Annotated in this window: 19 protein-coding genes and 4 pseudogenes; 17 read left to right on the top strand and 6 right to left on the bottom strand. The window is 63.7% G+C overall.

Annotation, left to right across the window (positions count from 1 at the left end; genetic code table 11):
• Window positions 1-17: 17 nt before the first annotated feature.
• The 3 genes from ABIF91_RS06845 to ABIF91_RS06835 form a co-directional block, all read right to left on the bottom strand.
• Complete coding sequence (locus ABIF91_RS06845; protein ID WP_028178233.1) at window positions 18-2,168, bottom strand: adenylate/guanylate cyclase domain-containing protein; 2,151 nt, start codon at window positions 2,166-2,168, stop codon at window positions 18-20.
• 19 nt (window positions 2,169-2,187) lie between these two features.
• Window positions 2,188-2,856 (bottom strand): hypothetical protein, encoded by a 669-nt coding sequence (locus ABIF91_RS06840; protein WP_028178232.1) that lies wholly within the window; start codon window positions 2,854-2,856, stop codon window positions 2,188-2,190.
• Window positions 2,857-3,104: 248 nt separating this feature from the next.
• Entirely contained in the window at window positions 3,105-4,181 is a 1,077-nt protein-coding gene (locus tag ABIF91_RS06835) for an HD domain-containing phosphohydrolase (RefSeq protein ID WP_035717701.1), read from the bottom strand.
• A gap of 250 nt (window positions 4,182-4,431) precedes the next feature.
• Here ABIF91_RS06835 and ABIF91_RS06830 point away from each other — a divergent pair, with 250 nt between their 5' ends.
• The 16 genes and pseudogenes from ABIF91_RS06830 to ABIF91_RS06755 form a co-directional block, all read left to right on the top strand.
• Window positions 4,432-4,755, top strand: coding sequence for an STAS domain-containing protein (locus ABIF91_RS06830; protein WP_028178231.1), 324 nt, complete (start codon window positions 4,432-4,434; stop codon window positions 4,753-4,755).
• The gene (locus ABIF91_RS06825; RefSeq protein ID WP_028178230.1) at window positions 4,755-5,120 is read left to right on the top strand and encodes a response regulator; all 366 of its coding nucleotides are present in this window, start codon (window positions 4,755-4,757) and stop codon (window positions 5,118-5,120) included. The genes ABIF91_RS06830 and ABIF91_RS06825 overlap by 1 nt, the downstream gene beginning before the upstream one ends.
• Window positions 5,117-7,189, top strand: a complete 2,073-nt coding sequence (locus ABIF91_RS06820) for a chemotaxis protein CheA (protein WP_028178229.1) — start codon at window positions 5,117-5,119, stop codon at window positions 7,187-7,189. The genes ABIF91_RS06825 and ABIF91_RS06820 overlap by 4 nt, the downstream gene beginning before the upstream one ends.
• The gene (locus tag ABIF91_RS06815; RefSeq protein WP_028178228.1) at window positions 7,189-7,635 is read left to right on the top strand and encodes a chemotaxis protein CheW; all 447 of its coding nucleotides are present in this window, start codon (window positions 7,189-7,191) and stop codon (window positions 7,633-7,635) included. Before ABIF91_RS06820 ends, ABIF91_RS06815 begins: the two co-directional genes overlap by 1 nt.
• Before the next feature lie 122 nt (window positions 7,636-7,757).
• A protein-coding gene (locus ABIF91_RS06810; protein WP_129557670.1) for an IS3-like element ISRj2 family transposase occupies window positions 7,758-8,887 on the top strand; the annotation gives its coding sequence in 2 pieces (ribosomal slippage) (window positions 7,758-8,010 and window positions 8,010-8,887; 1,131 coding nt in all).
• A 150-nt stretch (window positions 8,888-9,037) separates the two neighbouring features.
• Window positions 9,038-10,727: pseudogene (locus ABIF91_RS06805) on the top strand (methyl-accepting chemotaxis protein).
• Window positions 10,728-10,804: 77 nt separating this feature from the next.
• A complete protein-coding gene (locus tag ABIF91_RS06800; RefSeq protein WP_028181415.1) occupies window positions 10,805-12,724 on the top strand; it encodes a HAMP domain-containing methyl-accepting chemotaxis protein in 1,920 nt (639 codons plus the stop codon).
• A gap of 48 nt (window positions 12,725-12,772) precedes the next feature.
• The gene (locus ABIF91_RS06795; RefSeq protein ID WP_028181414.1) at window positions 12,773-13,255 is read left to right on the top strand and encodes a chemotaxis protein CheW; all 483 of its coding nucleotides are present in this window, start codon (window positions 12,773-12,775) and stop codon (window positions 13,253-13,255) included.
• A gap of 54 nt (window positions 13,256-13,309) precedes the next feature.
• Window positions 13,310-15,178, top strand: coding sequence for a methyl-accepting chemotaxis protein (locus tag ABIF91_RS06790; RefSeq protein ID WP_080660025.1), 1,869 nt, complete (start codon window positions 13,310-13,312; stop codon window positions 15,176-15,178).
• 67 nt (window positions 15,179-15,245) lie between these two features.
• Window positions 15,246-16,099: pseudogene (locus ABIF91_RS06785) on the top strand (CheR family methyltransferase).
• Between the two features lie 16 nt (window positions 16,100-16,115).
• Window positions 16,116-17,207 (top strand): protein-glutamate methylesterase/protein-glutamine glutaminase, encoded by a 1,092-nt coding sequence (locus ABIF91_RS06780; protein WP_028181413.1) that lies wholly within the window; start codon window positions 16,116-16,118, stop codon window positions 17,205-17,207.
• 5 nt (window positions 17,208-17,212) lie between these two features.
• A pseudogene (locus ABIF91_RS06775) lies at window positions 17,213-18,941 on the top strand (chemotaxis protein).
• A gap of 151 nt (window positions 18,942-19,092) precedes the next feature.
• Entirely contained in the window at window positions 19,093-19,296 is a 204-nt protein-coding gene (locus tag ABIF91_RS06770; RefSeq protein WP_284281486.1) for a hypothetical protein, read from the top strand.
• A gap of 19 nt (window positions 19,297-19,315) precedes the next feature.
• Entirely contained in the window at window positions 19,316-21,073 is a 1,758-nt protein-coding gene (gene istA / locus ABIF91_RS06765) for an IS21-like element IS1631 family transposase (protein ID WP_100214066.1), read from the top strand.
• Between the two features lie 4 nt (window positions 21,074-21,077).
• A complete protein-coding gene (gene istB, locus ABIF91_RS06760) occupies window positions 21,078-21,845 on the top strand; it encodes an IS21-like element IS1631 family helper ATPase IstB (protein WP_038952109.1) in 768 nt (255 codons plus the stop codon).
• A gap of 77 nt (window positions 21,846-21,922) precedes the next feature.
• Window positions 21,923-22,255 (top strand): annotated as a pseudogene (locus tag ABIF91_RS06755) (hypothetical protein); the annotation flags it as partial.
• Window positions 22,256-22,403: 148 nt separating this feature from the next.
• On the opposite strand, the gene ABIF91_RS06750 reads toward ABIF91_RS06755, so the two are convergent.
• A complete protein-coding gene (locus tag ABIF91_RS06750; protein WP_026192128.1) occupies window positions 22,404-23,468 on the bottom strand; it encodes an IS630-like element ISRj1 family transposase in 1,065 nt (354 codons plus the stop codon).
• A 77-nt stretch (window positions 23,469-23,545) separates the two neighbouring features.
• On the opposite strand from ABIF91_RS06750, the gene ABIF91_RS06745 reads away from it, so the two are divergent.
• Window positions 23,546-23,824 (top strand): hypothetical protein, encoded by a 279-nt coding sequence (locus ABIF91_RS06745; protein WP_028181825.1) that lies wholly within the window; start codon window positions 23,546-23,548, stop codon window positions 23,822-23,824.
• Between the two features lie 10 nt (window positions 23,825-23,834).
• Here ABIF91_RS06745 and ABIF91_RS06740 read toward each other — a convergent pair whose 3' ends face one another.
• Both ABIF91_RS06740 and ABIF91_RS06735 read right to left on the bottom strand, forming a co-directional pair.
• Window positions 23,835-24,200 carry a VanZ family protein gene (locus ABIF91_RS06740; RefSeq protein ID WP_028181824.1) on the bottom strand — a complete coding sequence of 122 codons (366 nt, stop codon included), beginning with the start codon at window positions 24,198-24,200 and terminating at the stop codon, window positions 23,835-23,837.
• Between the two features lie 197 nt (window positions 24,201-24,397).
• Window positions 24,398-24,529: a hypothetical protein gene (locus ABIF91_RS06735; RefSeq protein ID WP_424579101.1), complete on the bottom strand. Its 132-nt coding sequence runs from the start codon at window positions 24,527-24,529 to the stop codon at window positions 24,398-24,400.
• Between the last annotated feature and the right edge of the window lie 419 nt (window positions 24,530-24,948).

Genomic DNA, 24,948 nt, shown 5'->3' with positions numbered 1-24,948 from the left:
GGGGAAGGTAAGGGCCGCTACTTCCCTTCCAGCGTGTTGACTGGTGTCCAGTCCGGCAGTGGTGGATCTGAGATGAGCGCTCGCGCGCGTTCGGCAAACAACGCCGACGCTGGATCAATCCTCGCGACCTGATCGAACGCGTCAGCGGCCTTCGCGAACTCCCGTGAGCGCCAGCACGCCAGCCCCTCCGCATACGCCGCAGCCACCTTGGTCTGCTCGTCGCTCGCGGCGTCCTTCTCCGCCAGCGGCTCGAACACCCTGATCGCCTCGCCGCGCCCCTGGACCCTGATCGCATCGAGCTCGCGCCAGGCGAAGGTGTCGTTCGTCTGCGCCATCGTGGTTTCTGACGCCATGATCGCGGTGCCGTAGTATTTGTTGGCGCCCTCGAGCCGCGAGGCGACGTTCACGGTGTCGCTCATCACGGTGTAATTGAAGCGGCGCCGCGAGCCGATATTGCCGACCACGGCTTCGCCGCTGTTGAGTCCGATGCGATGCGACAGGCCGTGGCCGGCGAAGGCGGGATGGCCGGCATTGAGCTCCGCCAGTTTCTCGTAGCACTTCAGCGCGGCACGAACCGCGTTGCGCGCGTGCGCGGGATCGTCGGCCGGCGCGCCAAACATGGCGACGATGGAATCGCCGATATATTTGTCGACGTAGCCGCCATGGCTTTCGATGATGTCGGTCATGGCGGAGAGATATTCGTTCATCAGCGTGACCAGCTCGACCGGTGTGATGGTCTCCGCGATCGAGGAGAAGCCGCTGAGGTCGGAGAAGAACATGGTGACGTTGCGCATCTCGCCGCCGAGCGCCGGCATCTTGCCGGACGCCACCATGGTATCGATGACCTCGGGCGCGAGATAATAGGCAAAGCTCTTGCGGAGGAAGCGCTCGTCGCGATCGGCCAGCACGAACCGGTAGCCGATCATCATCGCCAGCGCGGCGAGGCTTGCCAGGGCCGGTTCGACAAGAGGCAGCGCCAGCGCATGCGCGAACGCACCGACGGCGAAGGCTGCGTAAACGGCGATGACGGCGAGCCAGGCGGTCACCGCGCCGACCGGTGCAAGCATGCAGGCCGCGCAGGCGATGATCGCCGCGAGCGCAATCGTGAGAGCGGTCCGCGCGGCAAAGCCGGGCTCGGTCACCGCGTCTTGCTCGATCAGATTTCGGACCGCAGCGGCATGCACGAACACACCCGCGATGTCGCTACGGGCCTGCTGCGCGGTGCCGGCGCGGGCGGGCAGGGCGCATCGTGGCGCGGGCGAGCCGTCATAACCACCAGACAATCGCATCGAGGTCAGCTTGCGGTCCTCGAAGTTGAGGATGGTGCCGAGCAATACCACCTTGCCGTCGAAGCCGCGGCGGAAGAAATCGCGGTCGCCCTTCTCGGCGCAGGCGCGCAGGTCGGCGAAAGAATAGGTCGGGACGTCGCGGCCCAGGCCGCGAAAGTTGAGCGTCAGCGTGTTGGGCACCGCGCTGGGAATCGCATAGCCGGACAACCCCATCGCGCCGGATGGGCCGATCGCGGGCGTCGCGCCGAGTGCCCGCGCGGCGAGTTCGACGGCCATCGCGGGCACCGGCTTGCCATCGATGGAGAAACTCAGCGGCATCCGCCGGATCACGTCGTCGGGGTCGGTATGGACGTTGAGAGCGCGGATATTGTTCTTCACCGCCAGCTGCTGCGCGCGGTAGGGCCTCTCCGGATGGTCGTTGCTCAGGATTTCGCCGAGCACCAGCTTGCCGGTGTCGGAGATCTGCCGCAGGGCTATCAGGTAGTCCCGGTCAAAGCCCTTCATGCGCGTGCCGAGCGGCGCGTCGCCAAAGGAAATCTCGGATTGTTCGATCGAGCTCGGAAAGATGACGTCGAAGCCGATCACCTTGGCCCCGCCCTCGGCGATGCTCCCGAGCACCCGACCGATCTCGCGCGTCCAGGTCTGCGTCGGCGATCCCTTGAAAGGCGGGGTGTCGTAGGTCTCCCCGTCGATCGCCACCACGACGACCGGCGACGTGGCGGGGTCACGGCGATCGCCAATGACCTTGCCGCGCAGCGCCGTGAGGATGTCGAGGGAGAGACCTTGCAGCGTTTGAAGCGGCGGTGACGTGAAGACCGCGCCCGCAAGGAGCGCAATCAGGATCGTCGCAAAGATGTCCCGCCTGCCGATCCGCCGCATCGCGCCTTCGCGGAGCCGCCTATTCGAGCCGCAGCAGGCGGCCGACGATCGGCGTCGGCGATGACGTGGCGCTGGCGTCGATCTGGAAGGCGTAGCGCTTGGTGCCGAGAATAGCGAGATAGCTGCCGCCGGGCGTCAGCGACTTCCCGGCCTTGGCGAAGTCATAGAACTTGCCGCCGACCATGGTTTCGTTCCTGAGCGGCACGGTGATCGTGGGCTCCTTGCCGTCGGTGCGCTCGATCACCAGCGTGCTCCCGCTCCTGGCCTGCACCAGCGGAGCGACGCCGTAGAGCGTCGGCAGCTTGGATGGGGCGCTCTTCGCGTCCGACCGCACGGTGCGGAAGGTCGTTGCGGCGCTCTGGTTCGCCTGGCGCTCCGACAGTTTTGCCGCATTGGTATCGCAGGGCACCTTCTCCCGCTTGACCTCGCCCAGCTGCACGGTGCTCTGCTCGGTGCCGACCAGAACGACGCCCTCGCTGATCGTCTCGCGCTCGCACGATTTGAGGTAGCTGAGCGTGATGCTGGCCTTCGGCCCGAGCTTGATGATCTTGCCCGGCGCCACATAGTCCATGAACGCGATACCCTCGACCTTGCCCTGGACGTCCTCGACGATCGCGGCAGGAGTCTGCGCCAAAGCGGGGGCCGCAAGGAAGAATGCGCCGACACAGGCGCCAATCAGGCTTTTCATGGGAATTCTCATCCAATTCGACGATGCTCTGCCGCCCCGTCCCGGTTCAATGCGTAGCAGCAGGGCGCCCCGGGCAAGTGTGACCAGAATCACTCTTGGTTATTGGTGCCACTCTAGCAGGAACAGGTTCAAACCGGCGACCGGAGAAAAATGAAGCCGCGGCAAGATGTTGGCGGATCGCCAATGTCAGGCGGTCGGGACGGCACCGGCCGAATGGCCCCCGATCGAACCGCTCTCCGCAGTACTCACTAAGACGGAGCGAGAGGGGCCTCGGTCCTCTGAAAAGGAGTTGCCCGCTGGCCGGCGGCGATCTCGACCACCTCGTCCCAGCGCGACAGGAAGGCCTCGACGCAGGCTGGATCGAACTGCCGGCCCGCGTTCTCAGCCAGGTAATTGCGCGCCGCCTCGAGCGACATCGGCTCCTTGTACGGCCGCCGCGTCGTCAGGGCATCGAAGACATCGGCAACTGCGACCACGCGCGCGGCGACCGGGATTTCATCGGCCTTGAGGCCGTTCGGATAGCCTGCGCCGTCCCAGCGCTCGTGATGGCCTGCGGCAATTTGCGCGCCGAGCTGAATCAGCTCGCAGCTGGAATCGGCCAGGATCCGCTCGCCGATCGTCGCATGCGTCCGGATCACCGCCATCTCCTCGTCGGTGAGCTTGCCCGGCTTGAGCAGAATGTTGTCGGGAATGGCGACCTTGCCGACATCGTGCAGGGGAGCGGCCAGATAGATGTCGCGGCACAGCCGGGCCGGCAAACCGAGTTGGTTGGCGATGATACGGCTGTACCTGGCGACCCGCAGCGTGTGCTCGCCGGTGTCGTTGTCGCGGTATTCGACCGCGAGCGCGAGCCGCAGGATGATCTCCTCCTCGCGCTCGCCGAGCTTTCGCGTTGCTGCTGCGACGTCGCTGGCCAGATGCGCAGCGCGGTCGTTGAGCTTGCGCACGGCTGCACCAAGCTGAATTAAATTCCGCAGGCGCACCGTCATCTCGAGGCTTTGTGGCTGCTTGGGCAGAAAATCGGTTGCACCGGCCTGCAGCGCTTCCATCTTGACGTCATCGGTCTGACGCGAGGTGATCATCGCGATCGGGATGTCGGTGCAGCCGGGAAGCCTGCGGAAGGCGCGGATGAAGCCGATGCCGTCCATATGCGGCATCTCGTAGTCGACCAGCACCAGATCGAAGACGCGCTCCTGCGCGCAGGCCAGCGCCTCCACGGGATCGAGGAAGGTGGTGGCCTCGACCAGACCTTCAGCCTCGATGTGACGTTTCAGGAAGTTGAGGACGGAGCGGCTGTCATCAACCACGAGCGCTTGGGTCAGCATTGGTGGCCGGGGCTCTCTTCGCTGGCAAAGACACGAACCCCAGCCATAGCCCAAGCGAATTTAACGCGAAGCAAACGGCCGCACCGATGCGCACGTCTCGATGACATCTCGGCAGGTTGTGCACGCTTGCGCACAGTTGCGCGAATTCCGAGCGAGTGTGACCCGTAGTTGTACGGATGCCCGCGTTAGGAGTTTGCTCACTCGACTCAAGCGAAACGTGTAGCGGAATTTTAGCAAAGGCGGGGCAGCGATGGCGCTCAATCCGACGGAGCCGAAGTGGTCGTTGCGGTTACCCGCGGACTGCAGCATCGCAGCCATTCGCAATGTCTACGAGCTCATTCGCGAGGCGTTCGGCCGCCAGGAGCGGCTCGAGATCGACTGCTCCAGCGTCGACAAGGCCGACGTGACCTCGATCCAGCTTCTGCTGTCGACCGCCAAGACGGGCGAGGCCCAAGGCCGTCCGGTGGTGCTCACATCATTCTCCCAGTCTCTGCGCAACACCCTTCGCCGCGCCGGCTTCGCCAGCGAGGCGATGATCGATCAGCACTTCCCGCAAAAGAAAGATGGCACCTGATGGCCACGATTCTTACCGTCGACGATTCCCCCAGCATCCGGCAGATGATCAAGGTCGTGCTCGAGCCGGCCGGTCACAACGTGATCGAGGCGGGCGACGGCGCCCAGGGGCTCGCCAAGGCGCAAGCCGGCAAGCTCGATCTCGTCATCACCGACCTCAACATGCCCGTCATGAACGGACTGGAGCTGATCCGGGCACTGCGTAAGCTGCCGAGCGCAGTCGGCATGCCCATCGTGTTCCTGACCACCGAATCAAACGAGGCGGTGAAGCAGGAAGCCAAGAGCGCCGGCGCTACCGGCTGGATCACCAAGCCCTTCAAGCCTGAGCAGTTGCTCTCCGTGGTCGCCAAGCTGGTGCGCGCATGAGTGCGATGGATCCGACCGAGATCTTCCGCCAGGAAGCCAGCGAGCTGTTCGAGGTTCTGGAAGGGGCCCTGCTCGACCTCGGTCAGCGTCCTGACGACCGCGAACTGGTCGATTCCGCCTTCCGCGCCCTGCATACGATCAAGGGTTCGGGCGCCATGTTCGGCTTCGACAAGGTCGCCTCCTTCACCCACGAATTCGAGACCGCCTTCGACCGCGTCCGCAAGGGCGAGATCAAGCCGACGCAAGAGCTGATCTCGGTCGCGCTCGCCGCCAAGGACTACATCCGCGCGCTGATCGAGGATCCGCAGTCGACCGACGACGTCATCGGCGAAGCCATCCTCGACGACCTCAAGCGCTTCGTTTCGTTCGACCAGCCCGTCGCTGCGGTCGTCGAGATCGCCGAGGCGCCGCCGCTGGCACCTGGCGGAAGCAAGCAGGCCGGCTGGCACCTCTATCTGGAATTCGAATCCCACATCCTGCGCAACGGCTCGAATCCGCTCGACCTGTTGGAGGATCTCTGCAAGCTCGGTCCGTGCTTCGTCGTGCCTGTCACCGACGGCATCCCGTTCCTCGACGAGATGGAGCCGGAAGACTGCTACCTGAAATGGGACGTCAAGCTGCACGCGGCCTGCAACAAGGACGCGATCGACGACGTCTTCATGTTCGTCCAGGACGAGATGAAGTTGACGCTCTCGCCTCTGGAGCATGTCGAAACGCCCGCGCCTGCACCGCTCTTTCAGCTCCTCGACGAGGAGCCGGCCCCCATGGCCGAGACGCCTGCGCCCCCGGTCGAGCTTCCCGCCGCGCCGGTCGCCGAGCAGCCCGTCGCCAAGAGCGAGCCCAAATCTGAACCGAGGCCGGAGCCGAAACCCGAAGCCAAGCGCGAAGAGCGCGGCATTGCCACCGTCCGCGTCCAGGCCGAACGTCTCGACGAGCTGATGGATCGCGTCGGCGAGCTCGTCATCGCCCAGGCGCGGCTGACCCAGCTCGCCGCGTCCGGCTCCGACCTCTCGATCAAGATGATCGCCGAGGAGATCGAGCGCCTTGCCTCGTCACTGCGCGACACCACGATGGGCGCCCGCATGGTGCCGATCGGCTCCTTGTTCGGCCGCTTCCGCCGCCTCGTGCACGATCTGTCGCGCGATCTGTCCAAGCCGGTCGAATTCGTCACCACGGGCGAGGATACCGAGCTCGACAAGACCATGATCGAGTGCCTGGCCGATCCGCTGGTGCACCTGATCCGCAATGCCATCGACCACGGCATCGAAGATAACGCCACGCGCGCTGCCAATGGCAAGACCGAGCAGGGCCGCATCGAGCTCGCCGCCGTCCACTCCGGCGCGCAGGTGCTGGTCACCGTGAAGGACAATGGCGGCGGCCTCAACACCGCGCGCATCCGCGCGAAGGCGGAAGAGCAGGGTCTGATCGCGGCCGGCGCCGTGCTGACCGATCATGAGATCCACCAATTCCTGTTCCACCCCGGCTTCTCGACCGCCCAGACCATCTCGGCGCTGTCGGGCCGCGGCGTCGGCATGGACGTGGTCAAACGCACCATCGAGAACATGCGCGGCTCGATCGATCTGTCGACCAGGCCGGGACAGGGCACCACCGTGACGCTGCGCCTGCCTTTGACGCTCGCGATCATCGAGGGTCTGCTGATCCGCGTCGGCGAAGGCCGCTACATCATTCCGCTGCCGGCGGTTGAGGAGTGCGTCGAGCTGACGGCCGAGGACGAGCGTTCGCGCGGCCGCAACTTCCTCAATGTGCGCGGCAATCTCGTGCCCTTCCTTCGCCTGCGTGACATTCTCTCCGCCGAGGGGACGCCCGACCAGCACCAGAAGACCATCATCATCTCGACCGGCGAGACGCAAGTCGGCCTCGTCGCGGACCAGATCATCGGCAACCACCAGACAGTGATCAAGTCGCTGTCGAAGCTGCATTCGGACGTGACCATCTTCTCCGGCGCGACCATTCTCGGCGATGGCACCGCAGCCTTGATCCTGGACGTCGCCCAGCTCGTCGCTCTGGCGCAGTCGAAGGTCGAGAAGCACATCAGCGAGGCGGCGTGATGAACCAGCAGCAGGTAGACGCAATGCAGGTGGTGATGATCGGCCTCGGCGACGAGAAGTTCGCGCTCGACGCCGGTCTCGTTCGGGAGATCATCGATCCGGTGCCGGTCACGAAGGTCGCAGGGGCACGGGATTTCGTGCCCAGTGTAATCAACGTGCGCGGCAACGTTATCCCTCTCGCCGATCTGCGCATCCGCTTCGGCATGCCGCAGACCGACAGCTCGGCCGATTCGCGCATCGTCGTGATCGAGATCGAGATCGAGAACGAGCCGGTTCTCGTCGGCGTCACCGCGGACAAGGTCTACGAAGTCACGGAGATCTCCCAGGCCGACGTGCAGCAGACGCCGCGGGTCGGAATGCATTGGAAGCCGGAATACATCCGCTTCATCACCAAGTGGCGTGAAGAGTTTGTCATCGTTCCGAACATGGAACGGATCCTGAATTGAAGCCTGCGGGCGCGTTAAGCTATTGGGGGCACTAAGAGCTGGCCCCGCAAATTCGGACAGTAGCTTGAGTGGATTTTCTGCCTGACAGCGGCGAGGATTCTTGCTGCGAATCAGGAGCGAAGATGACGAAGAAGAGCCGCCGGACGCATTCTCCGGCATTCAAGGCGAAGGTTGCTTTGGCTGCGGTCAAAGGCGACAAGACACTGGCGGAGCTGGCGCAACTGTTTGATGTTCATCCGAACCAGATCACGATCTGGAAAAACCAGCTCCTGGAAGGCGCCGCCGGCGTGTTTGGGCATGACAAGACATCGGCCGAGACGCCGGTCGATTTGAAGGCGTTACATGCCAAGATCGGCGAGCTGGCGTTGGAAAACGATTTTTTGTCCGGCGCGCTCACCAAGGCGGGCCTGCTGAGCGCAAAGCGATGATCGACCGCGATCATGATCTTTCTATCGTGCGCCAGGCGAAGGTCCTGAAGCTGGCTCGCAGCACGGTCTACTATGAACCTCGGCCAGTTTCGGCCGAGGACCTTGCCTTGATGCGTCGGCTCGATGAGCTGCATCTCGATTATCCCTTCGCGGGAGCGCGTATGCTGCGATCGTTGCTGCGGCGGGAGGGCGTATACGCCGGTCGCCGCCACATCGCGACGCTGATGAAGCGCATGGGGATCGAGGCGGTCTATCGTCGCCCGAACACGAGCAAGCCGGCTCCGGGTCACAAGATCTACCCGTACCTGTTGCGCGGATTGAAGATCGAGCGGCCCGACCATGCGTGGGCAATGGACATCACCTACATTCCGATGCGGCGTGGCTTCGTCTATCTCGCGGCGGTCGTCGATGTGTTCAGCCGACGGGTCCTGGCCCATCGCGTCTCGATCACAATGGAGGCGGCCTTCTGCGTCGAAGCGGTCCAGGAGGCGTTGGCGAAGCACGGCAGGCCCGAGATTTTCAACACGGATCAGGGCAGCCAGTTCACCAGCCTCGAGTTCACCGATGTGCTGCTGGACGCGAAGATCGCCATCAGCATGGACGGCAAGGGCGCCTGGCGCGACAACGTGTTTGTCGAGCGGCTCTGGCGCACGGTCAAATACGAAGAAGTATATCTCCGCGCCTACGACAGCGTGTCCGAGGCGCGAGCGTCAATTGCCAAGTATCTGGCCTTCTACAATCAGGGACGCCCTCACTCGAGCCTTGACGGGCGCACGCCCGACGAGGCTTACTTCGGCACGCAAGCTATGGTGATGGCCGCATGACCGTCGCCGACGGTTTTGTCGTCGCTCTGGTCGGGCTACGCCCTCCCGACGCAACGACAAAACCGTAAAGCCCCGCGTTCAGCATAACCCGGCAGGAATCCACTTAAATCCAGCGGGGCGCTGTCCAAACAACCGGGGCCAGCTCTCTACATGCGGTTTACGGTCAAAGCCAAGTTGGCGAGCGCGTTCGGCCTGATCATCGTCCTGTCGATGGTCGCGGGCGGTATCGCATATCTCAAGCTCACCGACATGATCCACGGGTCCGAGGCACTGATCTCGCGTGCGAATCGCATGCAGATGGGCGCTCAGATCGAGATCAAATCTTCTGTCGCAGGTGAGAGCGGAGAAGAACGCGATCATCGCGCCCGAGAACGAGACCGACATGTTCATCGCCGACATCCCCAAGATGCGGGCGGCGAACAATAAGTTGAGAGAGGAAGTTTACGCCCTTGCAAGCGAAGGCGGAAAGCGGCTGCTCGAGAAGTTCGCGGTCGTTTACGACAAGATGAACAACGAGCAGGATCAGACCGTCAAGCTGATCAAGACGGATCGGCCCAAGGCCGCCGATCGGACGGTGCACGAAGGGCGGAAGGCCATTTCGGAGGCCGTCGACGCAATCGATGCCTACGTCGTGTTCACGAAGAAGAGCATGGCCGAGGAAGCCGAGAATACCCGGGCAGAAGCCGCCAAGGCCCAGATGATCGTCATCGTGCTCGTGATGGTATCGCTCGTGATAGCAGTCCTTGCCGCGCTGTGGATGGCGATCAGCATCAGCCGCTCGCTCAGCCGCGCCGTTGGTCTTGCAGGAGCGGTCGCTGCCGGTAACCTCACCCAGACCATTCCCTCGGCCAGCAACGACGAAATCGGTGATCTCATTCGTTCCCTGAACGGCATGGTGGAGAAGCTCCGGCAGGTCGTGTCGGAGGCCCTGACGGCGGCGCAGAACGTCTCTGCAGGCAGCCAGGAGCTTTCCGCCAGCGCCGAGCAGCTCTCGCAGGGTGCCACCGAGCAGGCCTCGTCGGCGGAAGAGGCGTCCTCCTCGATGGAGGAGATGGCTTCGAACGTGAAGCAGAACGCCGACAACGCCAACCAGACCGAGAAGATCGCCGCGCAGTCGGCCAAGGACGCAGAAGCGTCCGGAGCTGCCGTAGGCCGCGCCGTGGATGCGATGCAGACGATAGCCGAGAAGATCACCATCGTGCAGGAAATCGCCCGCCAGACCGATCTGCTCGCGTTGAACGCGGCCGTCGAAGCGGCTCGCGCCGGCGAGCACGGCAAGGGCTTCGCCGTGGTCGCGTCCGAAGTGCGCAAGCTCGCCGAGCGTAGCCAGGCGGCCGCCGCCGAAATCGGCACCCTCTCGACCGAGACCGTCAAGGTTGCGCAGGAAGCCGGCGAAATGCTGGGCAAGCTCGTGCCCGACATCAAGAAAACGGCCGAACTTGTCCAGGAAATCACCGCTGCCTGCCGTGAACAGGACGTTGGCTCCTCGCAGATCAATCAGGCGATCCAGCAACTCGACAAGGTCGGTCAACAGAACGCCAGCGCCTCCGAACAGGTGTCCTCGACCTCCGAGGAACTGGCTTCGCAGGCCGAGCAGTTGCAGTCGACGATCGCCTTCTTCCGCATCGAGGACGCTGCGCGCAAGTCGATAGCTCCCCAGGAAGTCGACCGGGCCGTTGGTCAGCTTCGCGCCAAGGCGGCGAAGATGGCGGCGGTCGATCGCCGCGGCAAGGCACCCGCAGGCAGGCCCGCAAAGGCCCTGAGGGTCGCGGGCGGAGGTGGATTCGCCTTCGACATGGATGACGGCGGCGACGAACGCGACGCCGAGTTTCAGCGCTAGACGTTCTTCCGGGACGCGGGCTGTCGCGCTCGCGTCCCCTCAAAATCAGACCGGGCCGAACCCGAGGGAATTCGAACATGAGATTCACCGTCAAGGCAAAGCTGGGCAGCGCTTTTGGTGCCGTTCTCGTCCTGTCCATGATCGCAGGCGCAATCTCATATTCGAAACTCAGCGACCTCGCGAGCACGACGGAGGTCGTCATCGGGGCCGCCGGACGATCGAGCAAAGCCGCCGAACTCGAGCGGGATCTTCTGCTGCAGGTGCGGGCCGAGAAGAACGCCATCATGGCGCAGTCGGACGCGGATTCCGAGCGTTACGTGGCTGAGCTCCGGAAGGTTCGCGAGAACCTGCTCAAGACCAGGGACGAGATCTACGCCACCGCCACAGAGACCGGCAAGAAGATGCTCGATAGGTTCTCGGGGCTGTATGCGAACATGAACGCCGCCGAAGACGAGGCGCTCAAACTGGCCCGCACCGACAAGGCAAAGGCGGTCGAGCATTCGACCAACGAAGTCCGCCGCGCCGTCGGCGAGGCCACCAAGGCGCTTGACGAATACCTTGAGTTTCTGAAGAAGTTGATGTCCGACAGATCGGATGAGGCCAGGGCGGAGAGCAGCCGCGCCCAGATGCTGTTGATGAGCATCCTCATCGTATCCTTGCTCCTGGGTGCCGCTGCTGCAACCTTGATCGCGCTGAGCATCAGCCGATCCCTCATGCGCGCGGTCGGCCTTGCCAACGCGGTCGCCATCGGAGATCTCAGCCAGACGATCGAGGTCAAGAGCGATGACGAGGTCGGTGATCTCATCAAGTCGCTGAACGCGATGACTGGAAATCTCAACGCGACCGCCGCAATCGCCAACGAGGTCGCGCAAGGCAATCTGGCCGTCGAAGCCAGGCGTCTATCCGACAAGGACACTCTGGGAATCGCGCTGGAGCGCATGATCGCGAGCCTGAATGCCAATGCGGAGTTGGCCAACGAGATCGCACAGGGCAATCTCACGATCGAAGCCAAGCGGATGTCTGACAAGGACAAGCTCGGCATCGCGCTGGAGATGATGGTGCAGAGGCTCCGGCAGATCGTCTCGGAAGCCCTGACCGCGGCCCAGAACGTCTCGGCGGGCAGCCAGGAGCTTTCCGCAAGTGCCGAGCAGCTCTCGCAGGGAGCGGCCGAGCAGGCCTCATCGGCCGAGGAAGCTTCCTCTTCCATGGAGGAGATGGCTTCGAACGTGAAGCAGAACGCCGACAATGCCAATCAGACCGAGCGGATCGCCGCGCAGTCGGCGAAGGACGCAGAAGCAAGCGGCGCGGCCGTCGGGCGTGCCGTCCAGGCGATGCAGACCATCGCGGAAAAGATCACCATCGTCCAGGAAATTGCGCGGCAGACCGACCTGCTGGCGCTCAATGCGGCGGTCGAGGCCGCCCGCGCCGGCGAGCACGGCAAGGGCTTCGCCGTGGTGGCCTCGGAGGTGCGCAAGCTCGCCGAGCGCAGCCAGGCGGCCGCCGCCGAGATCGGCACTCTCTCGACCGAAAGCGTGAAGGTTGCCCAGGAAGCGGGCGGCATGCTGTCCAGGCTCGTTCCCGACATCAAGAAGACGGCCGAACTGGTCCAGGAGATCACCGCGGCCTGCCGCGAGCAGGATGTCGGCGCGGCCCAGATCAATCAGGCGATCCAGCAGCTCGACAAGGTCGGCCAGCAGAACGCCAGCGCGTCCGAGCAGGTGTCCTCGACCTCGGAGGAGCTCGCCTCCCAAGCCGAGCAATTGCAGTCGACGATCTCGTTCTTCCGGATCGAGGAGAGCGGGAGGTCCAAGGCTGCTCCGCAGGAGATCGAGCGTGCCGTCGGTCAGCTTCGCGCCAAGGCGGCGAAGATGGCCGCGCCCGACGGCGCCAGGAGGCCGGCTGTCAGGCCGGCTCGGGCCCTGAAGGTCGGCGGCGGCGGCTTTGCCTTTGAAATGGACGAAGCCGATGACGATCGCGACGCGGAGTTTCAACGCTAAACGGTCCGAACGGGCCTCTCTCGAACATCTTGATCGAATGGACGCATCATGGCCGCAACCTCGCAATACCTGACGCTCGGTCTCGCCGGCGAGACGTTCGGCATCAGCATTCGCAATGTCCGGGAGATCCTGGACATGCGGCCGATCTCGCGGCTGCCGCATGCGCCGAGCTTCCTGCTCGGCATGATCGATGTGCGCGGCAGCGGCTATCCGATCGTCGACCTCAGGACCAAGCTCGGCCTGCCGAACGTAGCGGCGACCGAGGCCACGCGCATCATCATCCTCGACGTGCCGATGAAGGACCGGCTGGTCGGCGTCGGCTTTGTCGCCGATTGCGTGTTCGAGGTCACCGATATCGACGAGCAGGCGATCGAGCCGATCCCGGAAGTCGGCGGGAAATGGCAGTCCGACTATGCGGCCGGCATCGGCCGCAAGGGGGAGAAGTTCGTCGTGATCTTCGATCTCGCCAAGCTGATGGCCAACGACGAGATCCCCGGCGGGGCTGGCGCGGAGGCGCCGCGGGCCGCCTGAGTTCAAGGGCGAAGCGTAGCAGATCGTAAGCACCCATAATCAATGAGACAGAGAATGAGATTTACCGTCAAAGCCAAGCTCGCGAGCACCTTCGGCGTGGTCATCGTGCTGTCCATGATCGCCGGTGCGGTCGGTTACATCAAATTATCCGAGATGATCGCGACCGCCGACCAGCTGGTCAGCCGCTCCAATCGCATTGAGAAGGCCGCGGAGCTCAAGGAGGGCGTGCTGTTCCTGTTGCGCGACGAGAAGAACGCGATCCTCGCGGCTACGGATGCGGAGTATGACGAGGCCGCCGCTGATCTCGTCAAGACTCGCGAAGCGCTCACCAAGTCAAAGGACGAAATCTACGCTGCCGCGAGCGAAAACGGAAGGAAGCTGGTCGATAGGTTCTCGGCGGCATTCGGCAGGATGAATGCGTTCCAGGACGAGACGGTCAGACTAGCCCGCACCGACAAGGCGAAAGCCCTCGAGCGCTCGATGCGCGAAGGACGCAAGCTGGTCGAAGATGCGCTGGAGAGTGCCGACGGCTACATCAAGAACGCCAAGAAGAACATGGCCGACCAGGCGGAGCAGTCAAAGCAGGACGGCGTGCGAGCCGAGATGCTGCTGATCAGCCTGGTCATCGTCTCGCTTCTGATCGCGGTCGCTTCCGCGAGCTGGATCGCCGTCAATATCAGCCGCGGGCTTGCCCGTGCAGTCGGTCTCGCCAATGCGGTGGCGGTCGGCGACCTCAGCCAGAAGATTGCCGTATCCAGCAACGACGAACTCGGCGATCTCGTGACGTCGCTCAATGCGATGACCGGGAATCTGAATGCCACGGCGGATATCGCCAACGAGATTGCGCAAGGCAACCTCACGGTCGAAGCCAAGCCGCTGTCGGACAAGGACACGCTGGGCCTGGCACTCGAACGCATGGTGGAGAAGCTCCGGCAGATCGTCGCAGAAGCGCTCACCGCCGCGCAGAACGTCTCCGCCGGCAGCCAGGAACTCTCCGCGAGCGCCGAGCAGCTCTCGCAGGGCGCGACCGAGCAGGCCTCCTCCGCCGAGGAAGCCTCCTCCTCGATGGAGGAGATGGCCGCGAACGTGAAGCAGAATGCGGACAACGCCAGCCAGACCGAGAAGATCGCCGCGCAGTCGGCCAAGGATGCGGAAGCCTCCGGCGCAGCCGTTGGCCGCGCCGGCAGCGCGATGCAGACCATCGCCGAGAAGATCACGATCGTGCAGGAGATCGCGCGTCAGACCGATCTGCTGGCGCTCAATGCCGCAGTGGAAGCCGCGCGCGCAGGCGAGCACGGCAGGGGCTTTGCCGTGGTCGCCTCCGAGGTGCGCAAGCTCGCCGAACGCAGCCAGGCGGCAGCGGCCGAGATCGGCACGCTCTCGACCGGCACCGTCAAGGTGGCGCAGGAGGCCGGCGCCATGCTGTCCAAGCTCGTTCCCGACATCAAGAAGACCGCCGAGCTCGTCGAAGAGATCACCGCGGCCTGCCGAGAGCAGGACGTCGGTTCGTCGCAGATCAACCAGGCAATCCAGCAGCTCGACAAGGTCGGCCAGCAGAACGCCAGCGCATCCGAGCAGGTGTCCTCGACCTCGGAAGAGCTCGCCTCGCAGGCCGAGCAGCTCCAGTCAACCATCGCCTACTTCCGCATCGAGCAGGGTGGAAAGGGTCACGCCGCCGCGCCGATCGACCGGGCAGTGAATCAGCTGCGGGCCAAGGCGGCCACTATGGCGGCGGTCGAGCGTCCGGCGCGGAAGCCGCTGGCCAAGCCGGCGCGTGCCGTGAAGGCTGCCGGTGGCGGCGGTTTCGCCTTCGACATGAACGACGGGGAGGACGATCGGGACGCCGATTTCCAGCGCTATTCTGACGGATCGGCCCCCCATCGGCGGGCCGATCCGTCTTCGGCAATTTTAGTTAAAGTGTAGGATTCAAGATGCTCCGTATGGCCGGTTATGCAATGCAGGTGGCCGTCCCGGGTCGGGGCAGGCGGCCATGATGCCCGCCATGCAGGATACGGCCGTGCATCTGTCCGACCGCCACTTCCGGACCATTGCCGAATTGATCGAGGGCCAGGTCGGCATCAAGCTGCCGCAGGGCAAGCGGCTGATGCTGGAGGGACGGCTGCACAAGCGCGTGCGCGCGCTGAACTTCTCCGACCTTAATGAATACGTCGAGAACCTGTTCGAGGCGGACCATTTCGACACCGAGCTCACTCATCTCATCGATGTGGTGACGACCAACAAGACCGATTTCTTCCGCGAGCCGCAGCACTTCACTTTCTTGCGCGAAGTCGCGATTCCCGCCCTGCTCAAGGCGCGTGGACGGAGAAGCGCGAATCTGAAGATCTGGAGCTCGGCGAGCTCGACCGGCATGGAAGCCTACACGACCGCGATGGTGCTGGACGACATGACGCGGACCGGCTCGCGCTTCCAGTACCGCATCCTCGGGACCGACATCTCGACCGCGGTGCTGCGCCTCGCCAGGACGGCGATCTACAACCGCGACGTGCTCGCCCCCGTGCCGGAGCAGTTCGTGAAACGGTATTTTTCGTCGTCGCGCGACAAGTCGCGCGGCGAAGTGCGGATCGTGCCTGAGCTGCGGCGCATGACGCACTTCATGAGGATGAACCTTATGGACAAGTCCTATCCCGTCGATCGTGACGTCGATATCATCTTTTGCCGCAACGTCCTGATCTATTTCGAGCGCGAGACCCAGCGCAAGGTGGTGGAGCAATTGTGCAGCCATCTGCGTCCGGGCGGCTATCTGCTGGTCGGGCATTCGGAATCGATGTTCACAGTGCCGTGCCTGGGCTGAAGCAGGTTCAGCCAACCATTTTCCAGATCTAGCCGGAGCGCAACCAGAATGCCGAGGGAGAAAGTTCGCGTGCTGATCGTGGACGATTCGGCGTCGGTGCGCCAAATCCTGCTGACGATCTTGAGTGAAGATCCCGAGATCGAGGTGATGGCGACCGCGTCCGATCCGTTCGTGGCGGCCAAGCGGCTCGAGAAGGAGCTGCCTGACGTCATCATCCTCGACCTCGAAATGCCGCGCATGGACGGCATGACCTTCCTGCGCAAGATCATGGCGCAACGTCCGATACCGGTGATCATCTGCTCCTCGTTGACCGAGGAGGGCTCGAACGTGATGTTCGAGGCGTTCGAGGCGGGGGCGGTCGACATTGTGCCGAAGCCGAAGATCGACACACGGCAGGCGCTGCTCGAATGCTCCACGCGGCTGCGTGAGGCCGTGAAGTCGGCCGCCCGCGCCCGGGTGCGCCCGCGCGCGGAGCGTCGCGCAATCGAGAAGAAGCTGACCGCCGATGCCATCATCCCGCCGCCGGTGCAGGGCAAGGTCCGGCCGACCACGGAACGCATCGTGTGCATCGGTGCCTCGACGGGCGGCACCGAAGCGCTCAACGACGTCCTTGAAATGCTGCCGCCGCACTGTCCGCCCATCGTCATCGTCCAGCACATGCCGGCAGGCTTCACCGCAGCCTTTGCCAGGCGTCTCGACGGCGTCTGCCAGATCCGGGTCAAGGAGGCCGAGGACGGCGAACCGGTGCTGCCGGGTTGCGCCTATATCGCGCCGGGAGCCCGCCACATGCTGCTCCAGCGCATCGGCCTGCGCTACCAGATCGCGATCAAGGATGGGCCGCCGGTGTCCCGGCATCGTCCGTCCGTCGACGTGTTGTTCCGTTCGGCGGCCCAACATGCCGGCGCCAACGCGCTCGGCGTGATCATGACCGGCATGGGCGATGACGGCGCGCGCGGAATGCTGGAGATGCGCAAGCTCGGCGCCTCGACGCGGGCGCAGGATGAAGAGAGTTGCGTGGTGTTCGGCATGCCCAAGGAGGCCATCGCCCATGGCGGCGTCGAGAAGGTCGTATCGCTGAACCATATCCCGCGCGAAATCATGCTCTGGTATCAGACCGGGCACGTTGCGGTGGCAGGTTGAGCGCAATGTCCGTCATTCCCGCCGACACGCTTGCCGACGCGATCGCCGCGATCGAGGACGTCTCCTCGCGTATCGAGGACGTGTTCGCGCGCGTCGGTCACGAGCTCGGGCGCGGACATCTCATCTTCAAGGAGCTGAACCAGGGCCTCGCAACGCTTTCCTCGGAACTCTCCGGCGCAGAGATCGAGGGCGCCGCGACCGCGCTACAGGAGATCGCAGCGCGGCTGAGCGACCTGGCGCAGGCGCTGCCGGCCGAAAGCGCCCTGCTCGAGACGATCGGCAAGAGCACGGCGGAGGCGTCCGCCTTGCTCAAGCCGTTGTTCAAGCACATCCAGATGATCACCATCATCGCCCGCAGCGCGCGGATCGAGGCAGCCGCGCTCGACGGCGATCGCGAGGGCTTTCTCGCCTTCACGCAGGAGGCCTATGATCTCGGCAAGGCTGTGCAGGGCGCGATCGAAGGCTGTGCGCGGGATCAGCAGCGCCTTTCGGAGGCGGTCGCCACCGCATTCGGCCGACAGAAGGAGTTCGAGAGCCGCTACCGGAATCAACTGGCGGCGGAGAGCGCCGAACTCGGCTCCGCCTATTCCGGATTGCACGACCAGCGCCGCAACAGCAGCCATCTGGCCGACCGCGCAGGTTCCAGCACCAGGAAGATCGCCGAGGCGGTCGGCAGCGCGATCGTTTCCTTGCAGGCGGGCGACAGCACGCGTCAGCGTCTCGAGCACGTCTCCCACGGTCTCGGCCTTGTGTCTGGAGCCGCCCCGAGCCTCGTTCCCGAGCCGATCGCGAGCGATGACGGCGCGCGTGCGATCTGCCAGCTGCAGGCGGCCCAGCTCAGGGATGCCCAGCGCGAGTTCGGCGGCGACATCGGCCAGATCGTTCGCGCGCTGACCGCCATCCTGCACGATGCGGGCAGCGTCGTCGGGCACGGCCGCACCTTGTTTGGCGGCGAGGATGGCGGCTCGTCGTCGTTCCTGACACGCATCAAGCAGACGCTGGCGCACGCATCGACCCTGATCGCCACCTGCGAGGGGGCGGGCCGCTCGGTCGACGAGGCGCTCGCGATCGTCGAGGATACGCTGACGAAATTTCGCCAGGCGATCGCCGGGCTGGCCGAGGCGACGATCGATATCACGCTGATCGGAATGAATGCGGGCCTTAAGGCCAGCGCATCTCGGCAGCCGCGGCAGCGCTTTCGTCGTCATTGCCAACGAGCTCAAGGCAACCGCCGACCATGTCTCGGTGGGAGCGGGGCGTTTGAGGCCCGTGCTCGACGGCATCGAGCGGTCGGCCGGGGAGCTGAAGGAGCTCCGCGTGCAGGGCGATCCCACGCAGCTCGCCAAGCTCGAACCGCAGATCCTCCAGGCGCTGCGCGAGGTCGAGGCCGGCAATGAACGGCTCGGCAAGCTGATGAGCCGGCTCGTCGATGAAGGTGCGGAATTCGAGGGGCTGATGAATTCGGCGCAGGGCCTGATGACCACGCTCGGCGAAGCTTCTGCGGCATTGCCCGCGGTCGCGGCGCGGCTCGAGGCCGCGAGCGCAGCCGCGCAGCAGCCGCGGCCGCAAGCGCGGGACGAAGCGGTGCTCGACCAGCTCTTTGCGCGCTACACGATGGAACGCGAGCGCGACGTGCACCGGGAGTTCCTGCAAACCTTCGGGCTGGGGTCGATCGCCGCCGTGCGCCCGGTCGAGGCAGTCGAGACCGCGGACGACGGCATAGAATTGTTCTGAGCTTGCTGCGGGCGCCGCCTCCTGCGCCGGCGAAATTTGACGGATTGACTTTGCACGGCGTTAACCGTGGCGGAATGCTCGCCGCCGCGGTCATTGTCGCGGCCCCACGGTTCGTTGCAAATACGCATGGAATTCATGGGTGGATGTTTCCATGCTGAAAGAGGGCAAATACGCAGCGTGGTTCAGAACCGCGCAAGCGCAAGGCACCGGTATCGTGCATGTGGCCCAGGGTCGGATTTCCGGCAGTGACAGCTTCTTCACCTATGGCCCCGTGGGTCGGTCAAAATCCCCCGGGTATGGTCACTTGAAACTCCCCCACCTGATGATCGCCGTCAGCGCCGCTGAACAGCAGTAGCCGGTCAGGCAGGACGTTTATGTTCGACCCCTTTAGCCAGCAAGGGGCCGGGGAGTTGAACGTCTTGAAGCGACATCTGCAAAGCACCGTACTTACATTACTTGATCGCAACACCAGCCAGCGCGAGATTCACCGGCTGACGGGTGTCGATCGCAAGACGATCCGGCGTTATCAGGCGCTGCGGGCCGGTGCGGAGGCAAATTCCCCCGGGGAAGTGACCACCGGCTCGGTGAGCGCGGACGGCCAAATTCCTCCACCCCGACCACCGGCTTTTGGGACATCGGAAGCGACGGTCACCAGCAGCCTGGCCCGTTCGGCTTGCGAAGCGCATCGGACGTGGATCGAAGAACAGGTCCGGCTGAAGCGGAACGCGCAGGCGATTTACCAGGACCTGGTTGATCAATTTGGCTTTCCGTCCAGCTACCAGAGTGTCAAGCGGTTTGTGCGCCGGTTGCGGCACGCTGATCCTGAGCAGTTTGATCGTCTTGAGTTCCTCCCCGGCGAGGAAGCTCAGGTCGACTATGGCGAGGGCGCGCCGACGGTTGATCCGAAGAGCGGGCGGTACCGTCGTCCCCGCCTGTTCGTGATGACGCTACGCTACTCGCGGCGCAGCTTCCGGCGGGTAGTCTGGAAGTCCAGCCAACAAGTCTGGGCGCAGCTCCACGAAGAGGCGTTCCGGTATTTTGGCGGGGTCCCCAGCTATGTCGTGCTCGACAACCTGAAGGAAGGCGTCCTCAAGCCGGATTTGTACGAGCCCCAGCTCAACCCGATTTACAGCGCGATGCTGGCTCATTACGCCGTGGTCGCCGATCCCGCGCGCGTGGCCGATCCAAATCGGAAAGGATGCGTCGAGAATGCGATTCAACATACCCAGGGCACTGCGCTGGCCGGACGGCGCTTCGAGACGCTGGAGGCGCAAAACGAGTTCTTGAGGCACTGGGAGGAGAACTGGGCTTCCAAACGCATCCACGGCAGCACGCGCCGTCAGGTCGAGGCGATGTTCCAGGAAGAGAAGCCGCACCTGCGGCCGCTGCCTGTCGCTCCCTTCCGCATCTTCACCGAAGTCGTCCGGACTGTCTGCGACGACACCACCGTACGCGTCGACAACAGCTATTACGCCGCGCGGCCCGCGCCGATCGGCAGCCAGGTCGTCGTGCGCATCTACACCACCACGATCGAGATCCGTGATCGCCACACCCGTGCGCTGCTGCGTGTTCATTCCCGGATGGCGCACCCCGGTTCTGTCGTCCTGCCGACCAGCGAACGGCCGTTCAACCCGTCGCGGCAAACCGCCGTGCTGCTGGCGAGCGCCGAGCGCATCGGACCGCAGACCAGGGCCTTGTGCCAGCAGGTGTTCGACACCGAAGGGCGCCCCGGACAGCGCGCGATGTGGGGCATTGTCGGGCTGGGCCGGAAGTATCCGGCGCGGCTGGTCGAGCAGGCCTGCGCGCACGCCATCGACAACCGCATCTACCGCTACAAGCACGTGCGTGCGACCGTCGAGCGGTTGTTCGAACAGGCGATCGAGCAGGTTGGAGTGACGCCACAGCCGGCATCGCCGCTCACCCAGGATCATCCGCTGATCCGTACCCCCGCGGAATACGGCGACCTCTTCAGCCGCGCTGTGCGGCGCGACGCCGACGACAATGGTCGGCAGGCCGAGGCTCACGACGATCACGCCACGGCAATCCGCGCTCGTGTCGCCTGCGCAACCCCGGCCAACTCCGGCGCCACGAGCGCTCCCGCTGCACCTTCTCACCTTAAACTGGAGACCTAGCCACATGATGACCATGCCGGAAATTGAGCGTTGCCTACGACAGCTGCGCCTGTCGGGTGTCCGCGACACGCTGCAGACGCGCGTGCTCCAGGCGCAGGGCGCCAACCAGCCCTTCCTCGAGACCTTCTCCCTTATCCTGCAGGATGAACTGGACCGTCGTCAGTCCCGTCTTATCGAGCGGCGATACCAGCAATCCGGGCTCGACGAAAAGCTGACGCTCGCCGAGTTCGACTGGTCCTTCAATCCCAAACTGCCACGTCAGACCTGCTTCCAGCTCCACACCCTGGCGTTCATTGCCGCTGGCGAGAACGCTCTGCTTGTTGGCAAACCTGGCACCGGGAAGTCGCACATCGCCAAGGCGATTGCCTATCAGGCGATCCTGCAAAGCCACAAGGTCCAGTATCTTGAGACCGACGACTTCTTCCACCGCTACGCCCTGAACTCTCCGGCACAACGCGAGGTCCGGCTGCGAACCATCATCGACTGCGATCTCCTCGTGCTGGACGATCTATTCCTCGCACGCGCCATCCCCGACGACGCCGGCACTTTGCTGCAGACCCTGATCCATCAGCGTTACAAACTGCGCCGCAGCGTCATCGTCACCTCCAATCGCGTCGTGCAGGATTGGGGGGCATACCTTGGGGACAACACTATGAGCACGACGATCCTCGATCGCCTTATGCATCATTGCCATCTGCTTGAGTTCGACGGACGCAGCTATCGGCTCAAAGAAGCCGCTGAAGCTCTTGCCCGGGAAACAAACTCAAACTAACAGTCCCTTGTCCTGCCTCGCGGGTGGAGGAATTTGACTGACCACACCCGGAGGAATTTGAAGTGACCCGCGGGGCCTATGGCGGCTCCTATCAGTTCCATGACGACCAGCGATTCACGGCCGTCCTCACCACACGGCGACATGCCGACGGCCCGCCGACCGTGTTCGGGCTCGACGAAGTCGAGGTCGAGCTCTCCGGCGTGTATACCGGCGCGATGGCGACCTGTTCGGGAACGGCCCGGCAAGCGCCTGACGTGAAGTTCGAGGTGACGCTGATCTACAGTCAGGAAGACGCGCCGGCTGCCGACGCCCGCAGCGCGGTCGTGAAGCTCAAGGCCGACAAGCTGCCCAAGGGGCTCGACGCCCGTTCCCGCACGCGGCGTCCTTTCACGGCTGGCTCGCCCAAGTAAGAGCCAGATCGACGGCGATCCGCGCAGCGCCACAAGAAGCTCGCACCTGCCGCCCTGATTAGCGTTGCGTTGACATTGTTGTCTCGAAGTTGCGTCGCAGCCGCGCTGAAGCAACGCTGCCTTTAGAAGCGAGAGCTAGTACCCGGAATCAGAGCTGAGTGATACGGCGGCCTTTGAAACGGCGTTGACGGACCTTTTTCTTGGTCCAGACGAAGGGCTCGGCTCTGTCGTTGTATGCGTTGACGTAGGCATCGATGTGTTCCTGAAGCTGCTTGAGGCTCGTGAAGGAGGTGCCGCTGAGCGACTGCCCCTGCAAGATGGAAAACCATACTTCGACCTGATTGAGCCATGACGCACTTGTCGGCGTGAAATGAAATTGCACGTTGGGGTGGGCCTTGAGCCAGTCCTCGTTCTTTTTATGGGTGTTGAGGTTGTCGAGGATGACGTGAAGCTTGCGGTTCGGAAAAGCCGCGGTGACGCTGTTCATGAAATCGAGAAACTCGACGCGGCGCCGGCGTTTTGAATGGGTCGCGATGATCTTTCCGGTGGCGACTTCGAGCGCCGCAAACAATGTTGTGGTGCCATGCCGCTTGTAATCGTGGCTTTGGCCGGTCAAGGCGCGGCCATTGGGCAACTTCAGATAACCCTGCGCTCGCTCCAAAGCCTGGATCGAGGGCTTCTCGTCCACGCACAGCACAATGGCCTTCGCCGGCGGCGCGACATAGAGGCCGACAACATCGGCGGCTTTGGCCGTAAAGTTCGGGTCGTTGCTCTCGCACCAGGACTTGCGAGCCACCAGGTCAATCTTGTGGCTGCGCAGGAACCGCCAGACATATTGGACATCGACATCGCCCAGCGCCTCGGCCAGCAGGGGGCCGGTCCAGCGCGCAAACCCTTGCGGTGGCGGCTTATCCAGCAGCTTCAGAATCCGCTTGTCGGTCGTCTTCGTATAGATCGGCTGCTTGCCAGGCCGCGGCTTGTCTTGCAGCCCTTCAAGGCCATGGTCGGCATAGCGATGCCGCCAAAGGCTGACAATCCGCGGCTGGACCCCAACTTCCTTGGCGATCGACCGGGTGCTGCGCCCATCCGCCGCCAACAGAACTATCCGCGCCCGCTTCAAATCGCGCTGCAACGTCACCGGTGAGCGACAGCACGCCTCAAGCACCTTGCGATCTTTCCTCGAAAGGTGGACTTCTCTTGCTTCGGGTATCATCCCGACCTTGAATCACGACTCACGTTCCAAGAAAAGTGGGTACTAGTATTGCGGCCGGTCAAGCGTGGTGGAAGAACATGCCTCAAATCTGGATGACATACGACGAACTCGGTGCGCTGTGCGGCTGCGGCGCCATGGAGGCCCGGGACCGCGCCATCCATTTGTCACTCGATCGTCGCAAGAGCCGCGATGGGATGACACGCGTCAAACTCGATCCGGCACTGATGGTCGAATTCTTTGCATCCGTTCGCGAGACGGATTTCGATCTCGCCATTGAAGTGCTGCAGAACACCCATCGGCAGATGGCCGGACTCCTGGCTCCCTCCGAATCCCGCAACAGGCGTGGGGTGGCTTGAGCCGGCCGCCTTAGGAAGGTGGTCTGGGCAAGAAAGCCAAGATCATCTGGGCGAGCATGACGCCCACGGTGCCTCCCGCCGCCTTCTGCAACACGTCGAGGAAGCCCGGATCGCGGTCGGGTATGAACGCCTGCATCAGCTCCAGCCCCATAGCAACCGCGATGACGAGAGAGCAGGCCAGGCCGAATCGGCCGGGCAGCAGGAAGGAGAGCAGGAAGCCGAGCAGCCCGTAGGCACTGAAGCGCTCGATCACGACGACCCAATAGGCCTCGTGATGCCCCATGAGCGCGGGTCTACCCGCCAGCCTCGCCAGGGTGGCATAGACGATCAGCGCAAGACAGATGCTCGCAGCTGCTATGAGGTGGTTCCTGCGCATGGCGCCAACATACAAGGTTGGTTGTCCGTCAGGTTCGAAAGCCGAAAATATCGTTAAAAGGGGTCTGCCGCATCAAAGCGCCACTCGCACAGGCCTGCTTTCAAGGTAATACATTCGGGCGGTTCGACGTTGCAGGCGCAGCGACGGACTGTGCGGCGTGAGGCGTTCGGCGTGAGGCGCGCGCTGCCGCGCCGAAGTCAGGTCTTCTTGCCCGTCTTCGACTTCAACGAAAGGCCAAGCCGTAACGCCATGCGCTTGACTGCATCGGGTGAGCGCCCGAGAATTTTCGCCGCTTGTTCCAGCGAGGCTGAAGACTTCGCCAACTCCATGAGCCGGCGGTCTTCCTTGAATGACCAGGGCCTGCGCGCCATAGCGAAATGATCCTCTCGTCGACACAACGACAAAGCCGCCAAGCGGACCCATATTCGCTCGACGGCTTTGCTTGGGTGGGGCCGGGCCTTGGGGAAGCCCGGTGCGAGAGATGGATAAGGAAAGCGTGAAAATTCGCAACAAACAACGCGGATTAGGCTAACCTCTCAACCTTACCGAGAAGAAGTTCGTGCATGGCGCTCCGTATGATCACGGATGTTTCGTCAATGTCGTCTGCAACCGCCCGCGGCCGCATTCGAAATGCGCCGAAGCCGTCGTCATCAAATGCGAAGCGCAGACGCTGCCCCCAACATGAACGAGGGACATCAGGGGCTGCCGCCGCGGATGAAGTTGGATGGCTCGAGCTCAAGTGCCAGCA

Source organism: Bradyrhizobium sp. USDA 241, from assembly GCF_049739505.1.
Classification (GTDB): domain Bacteria; phylum Pseudomonadota; class Alphaproteobacteria; order Rhizobiales; family Xanthobacteraceae; genus Bradyrhizobium; species Bradyrhizobium liaoningense.
Note: the sequence above shows the minus strand (reverse complement) of the source record. Positions and strands in the feature narration are given on the sequence as shown.

What these genes read in the sequence shown, in the direction of transcription:
- istB (WP_038952109.1), top strand. Translation starts at nt 21,078, where the DNA reads ATGATGACCATGCCGGAAATTGAGCGTTGCCTACGACAGCTGCGCCTG.
- ABIF91_RS06820 (WP_028178229.1), top strand. Translation starts at nt 5,117, where the DNA reads ATGAGTGCGATGGATCCGACCGAGATCTTCCGCCAGGAAGCCAGCGAG.
- ABIF91_RS06825 (WP_028178230.1), top strand. Translation starts at nt 4,755, where the DNA reads ATGGCCACGATTCTTACCGTCGACGATTCCCCCAGCATCCGGCAGATG.
- ABIF91_RS06815 (WP_028178228.1), top strand. Translation starts at nt 7,189, where the DNA reads ATGAACCAGCAGCAGGTAGACGCAATGCAGGTGGTGATGATCGGCCTC.
- ABIF91_RS06770 (WP_284281486.1), top strand. Translation starts at nt 19,093, where the DNA reads ATGCTGAAAGAGGGCAAATACGCAGCGTGGTTCAGAACCGCGCAAGCG.
- ABIF91_RS06845 (WP_028178233.1), bottom strand. Translation starts at nt 2,168, where the DNA reads ATGCGGCGGATCGGCAGGCGGGACATCTTTGCGACGATCCTGATTGCG.
- ABIF91_RS06740 (WP_028181824.1), bottom strand. Translation starts at nt 24,200, where the DNA reads ATGCGCAGGAACCACCTCATAGCAGCTGCGAGCATCTGTCTTGCGCTG.
- ABIF91_RS06750 (WP_026192128.1), bottom strand. Translation starts at nt 23,468, where the DNA reads ATGATACCCGAAGCAAGAGAAGTCCACCTTTCGAGGAAAGATCGCAAG.
- ABIF91_RS06835 (WP_035717701.1), bottom strand. Translation starts at nt 4,181, where the DNA reads ATGCTGACCCAAGCGCTCGTGGTTGATGACAGCCGCTCCGTCCTCAAC.
- ABIF91_RS06800 (WP_028181415.1), top strand. Translation starts at nt 10,805, where the DNA reads ATGAGATTCACCGTCAAGGCAAAGCTGGGCAGCGCTTTTGGTGCCGTT.
- ABIF91_RS06790 (WP_080660025.1), top strand. Translation starts at nt 13,310, where the DNA reads ATGAGATTTACCGTCAAAGCCAAGCTCGCGAGCACCTTCGGCGTGGTC.
- ABIF91_RS06840 (WP_028178232.1), bottom strand. Translation starts at nt 2,856, where the DNA reads ATGAAAAGCCTGATTGGCGCCTGTGTCGGCGCATTCTTCCTTGCGGCC.
- ABIF91_RS06830 (WP_028178231.1), top strand. Translation starts at nt 4,432, where the DNA reads ATGGCGCTCAATCCGACGGAGCCGAAGTGGTCGTTGCGGTTACCCGCG.
- ABIF91_RS06780 (WP_028181413.1), top strand. Translation starts at nt 16,116, where the DNA reads ATGCCGAGGGAGAAAGTTCGCGTGCTGATCGTGGACGATTCGGCGTCG.
- ABIF91_RS06735 (WP_424579101.1), bottom strand. Translation starts at nt 24,529, where the DNA reads ATGGAGTTGGCGAAGTCTTCAGCCTCGCTGGAACAAGCGGCGAAAATT.
- istA (WP_100214066.1), top strand. Translation starts at nt 19,316, where the DNA reads ATGTTCGACCCCTTTAGCCAGCAAGGGGCCGGGGAGTTGAACGTCTTG.
- ABIF91_RS06745 (WP_028181825.1), top strand. Translation starts at nt 23,546, where the DNA reads ATGCCTCAAATCTGGATGACATACGACGAACTCGGTGCGCTGTGCGGC.
- ABIF91_RS06795 (WP_028181414.1), top strand. Translation starts at nt 12,773, where the DNA reads ATGGCCGCAACCTCGCAATACCTGACGCTCGGTCTCGCCGGCGAGACG.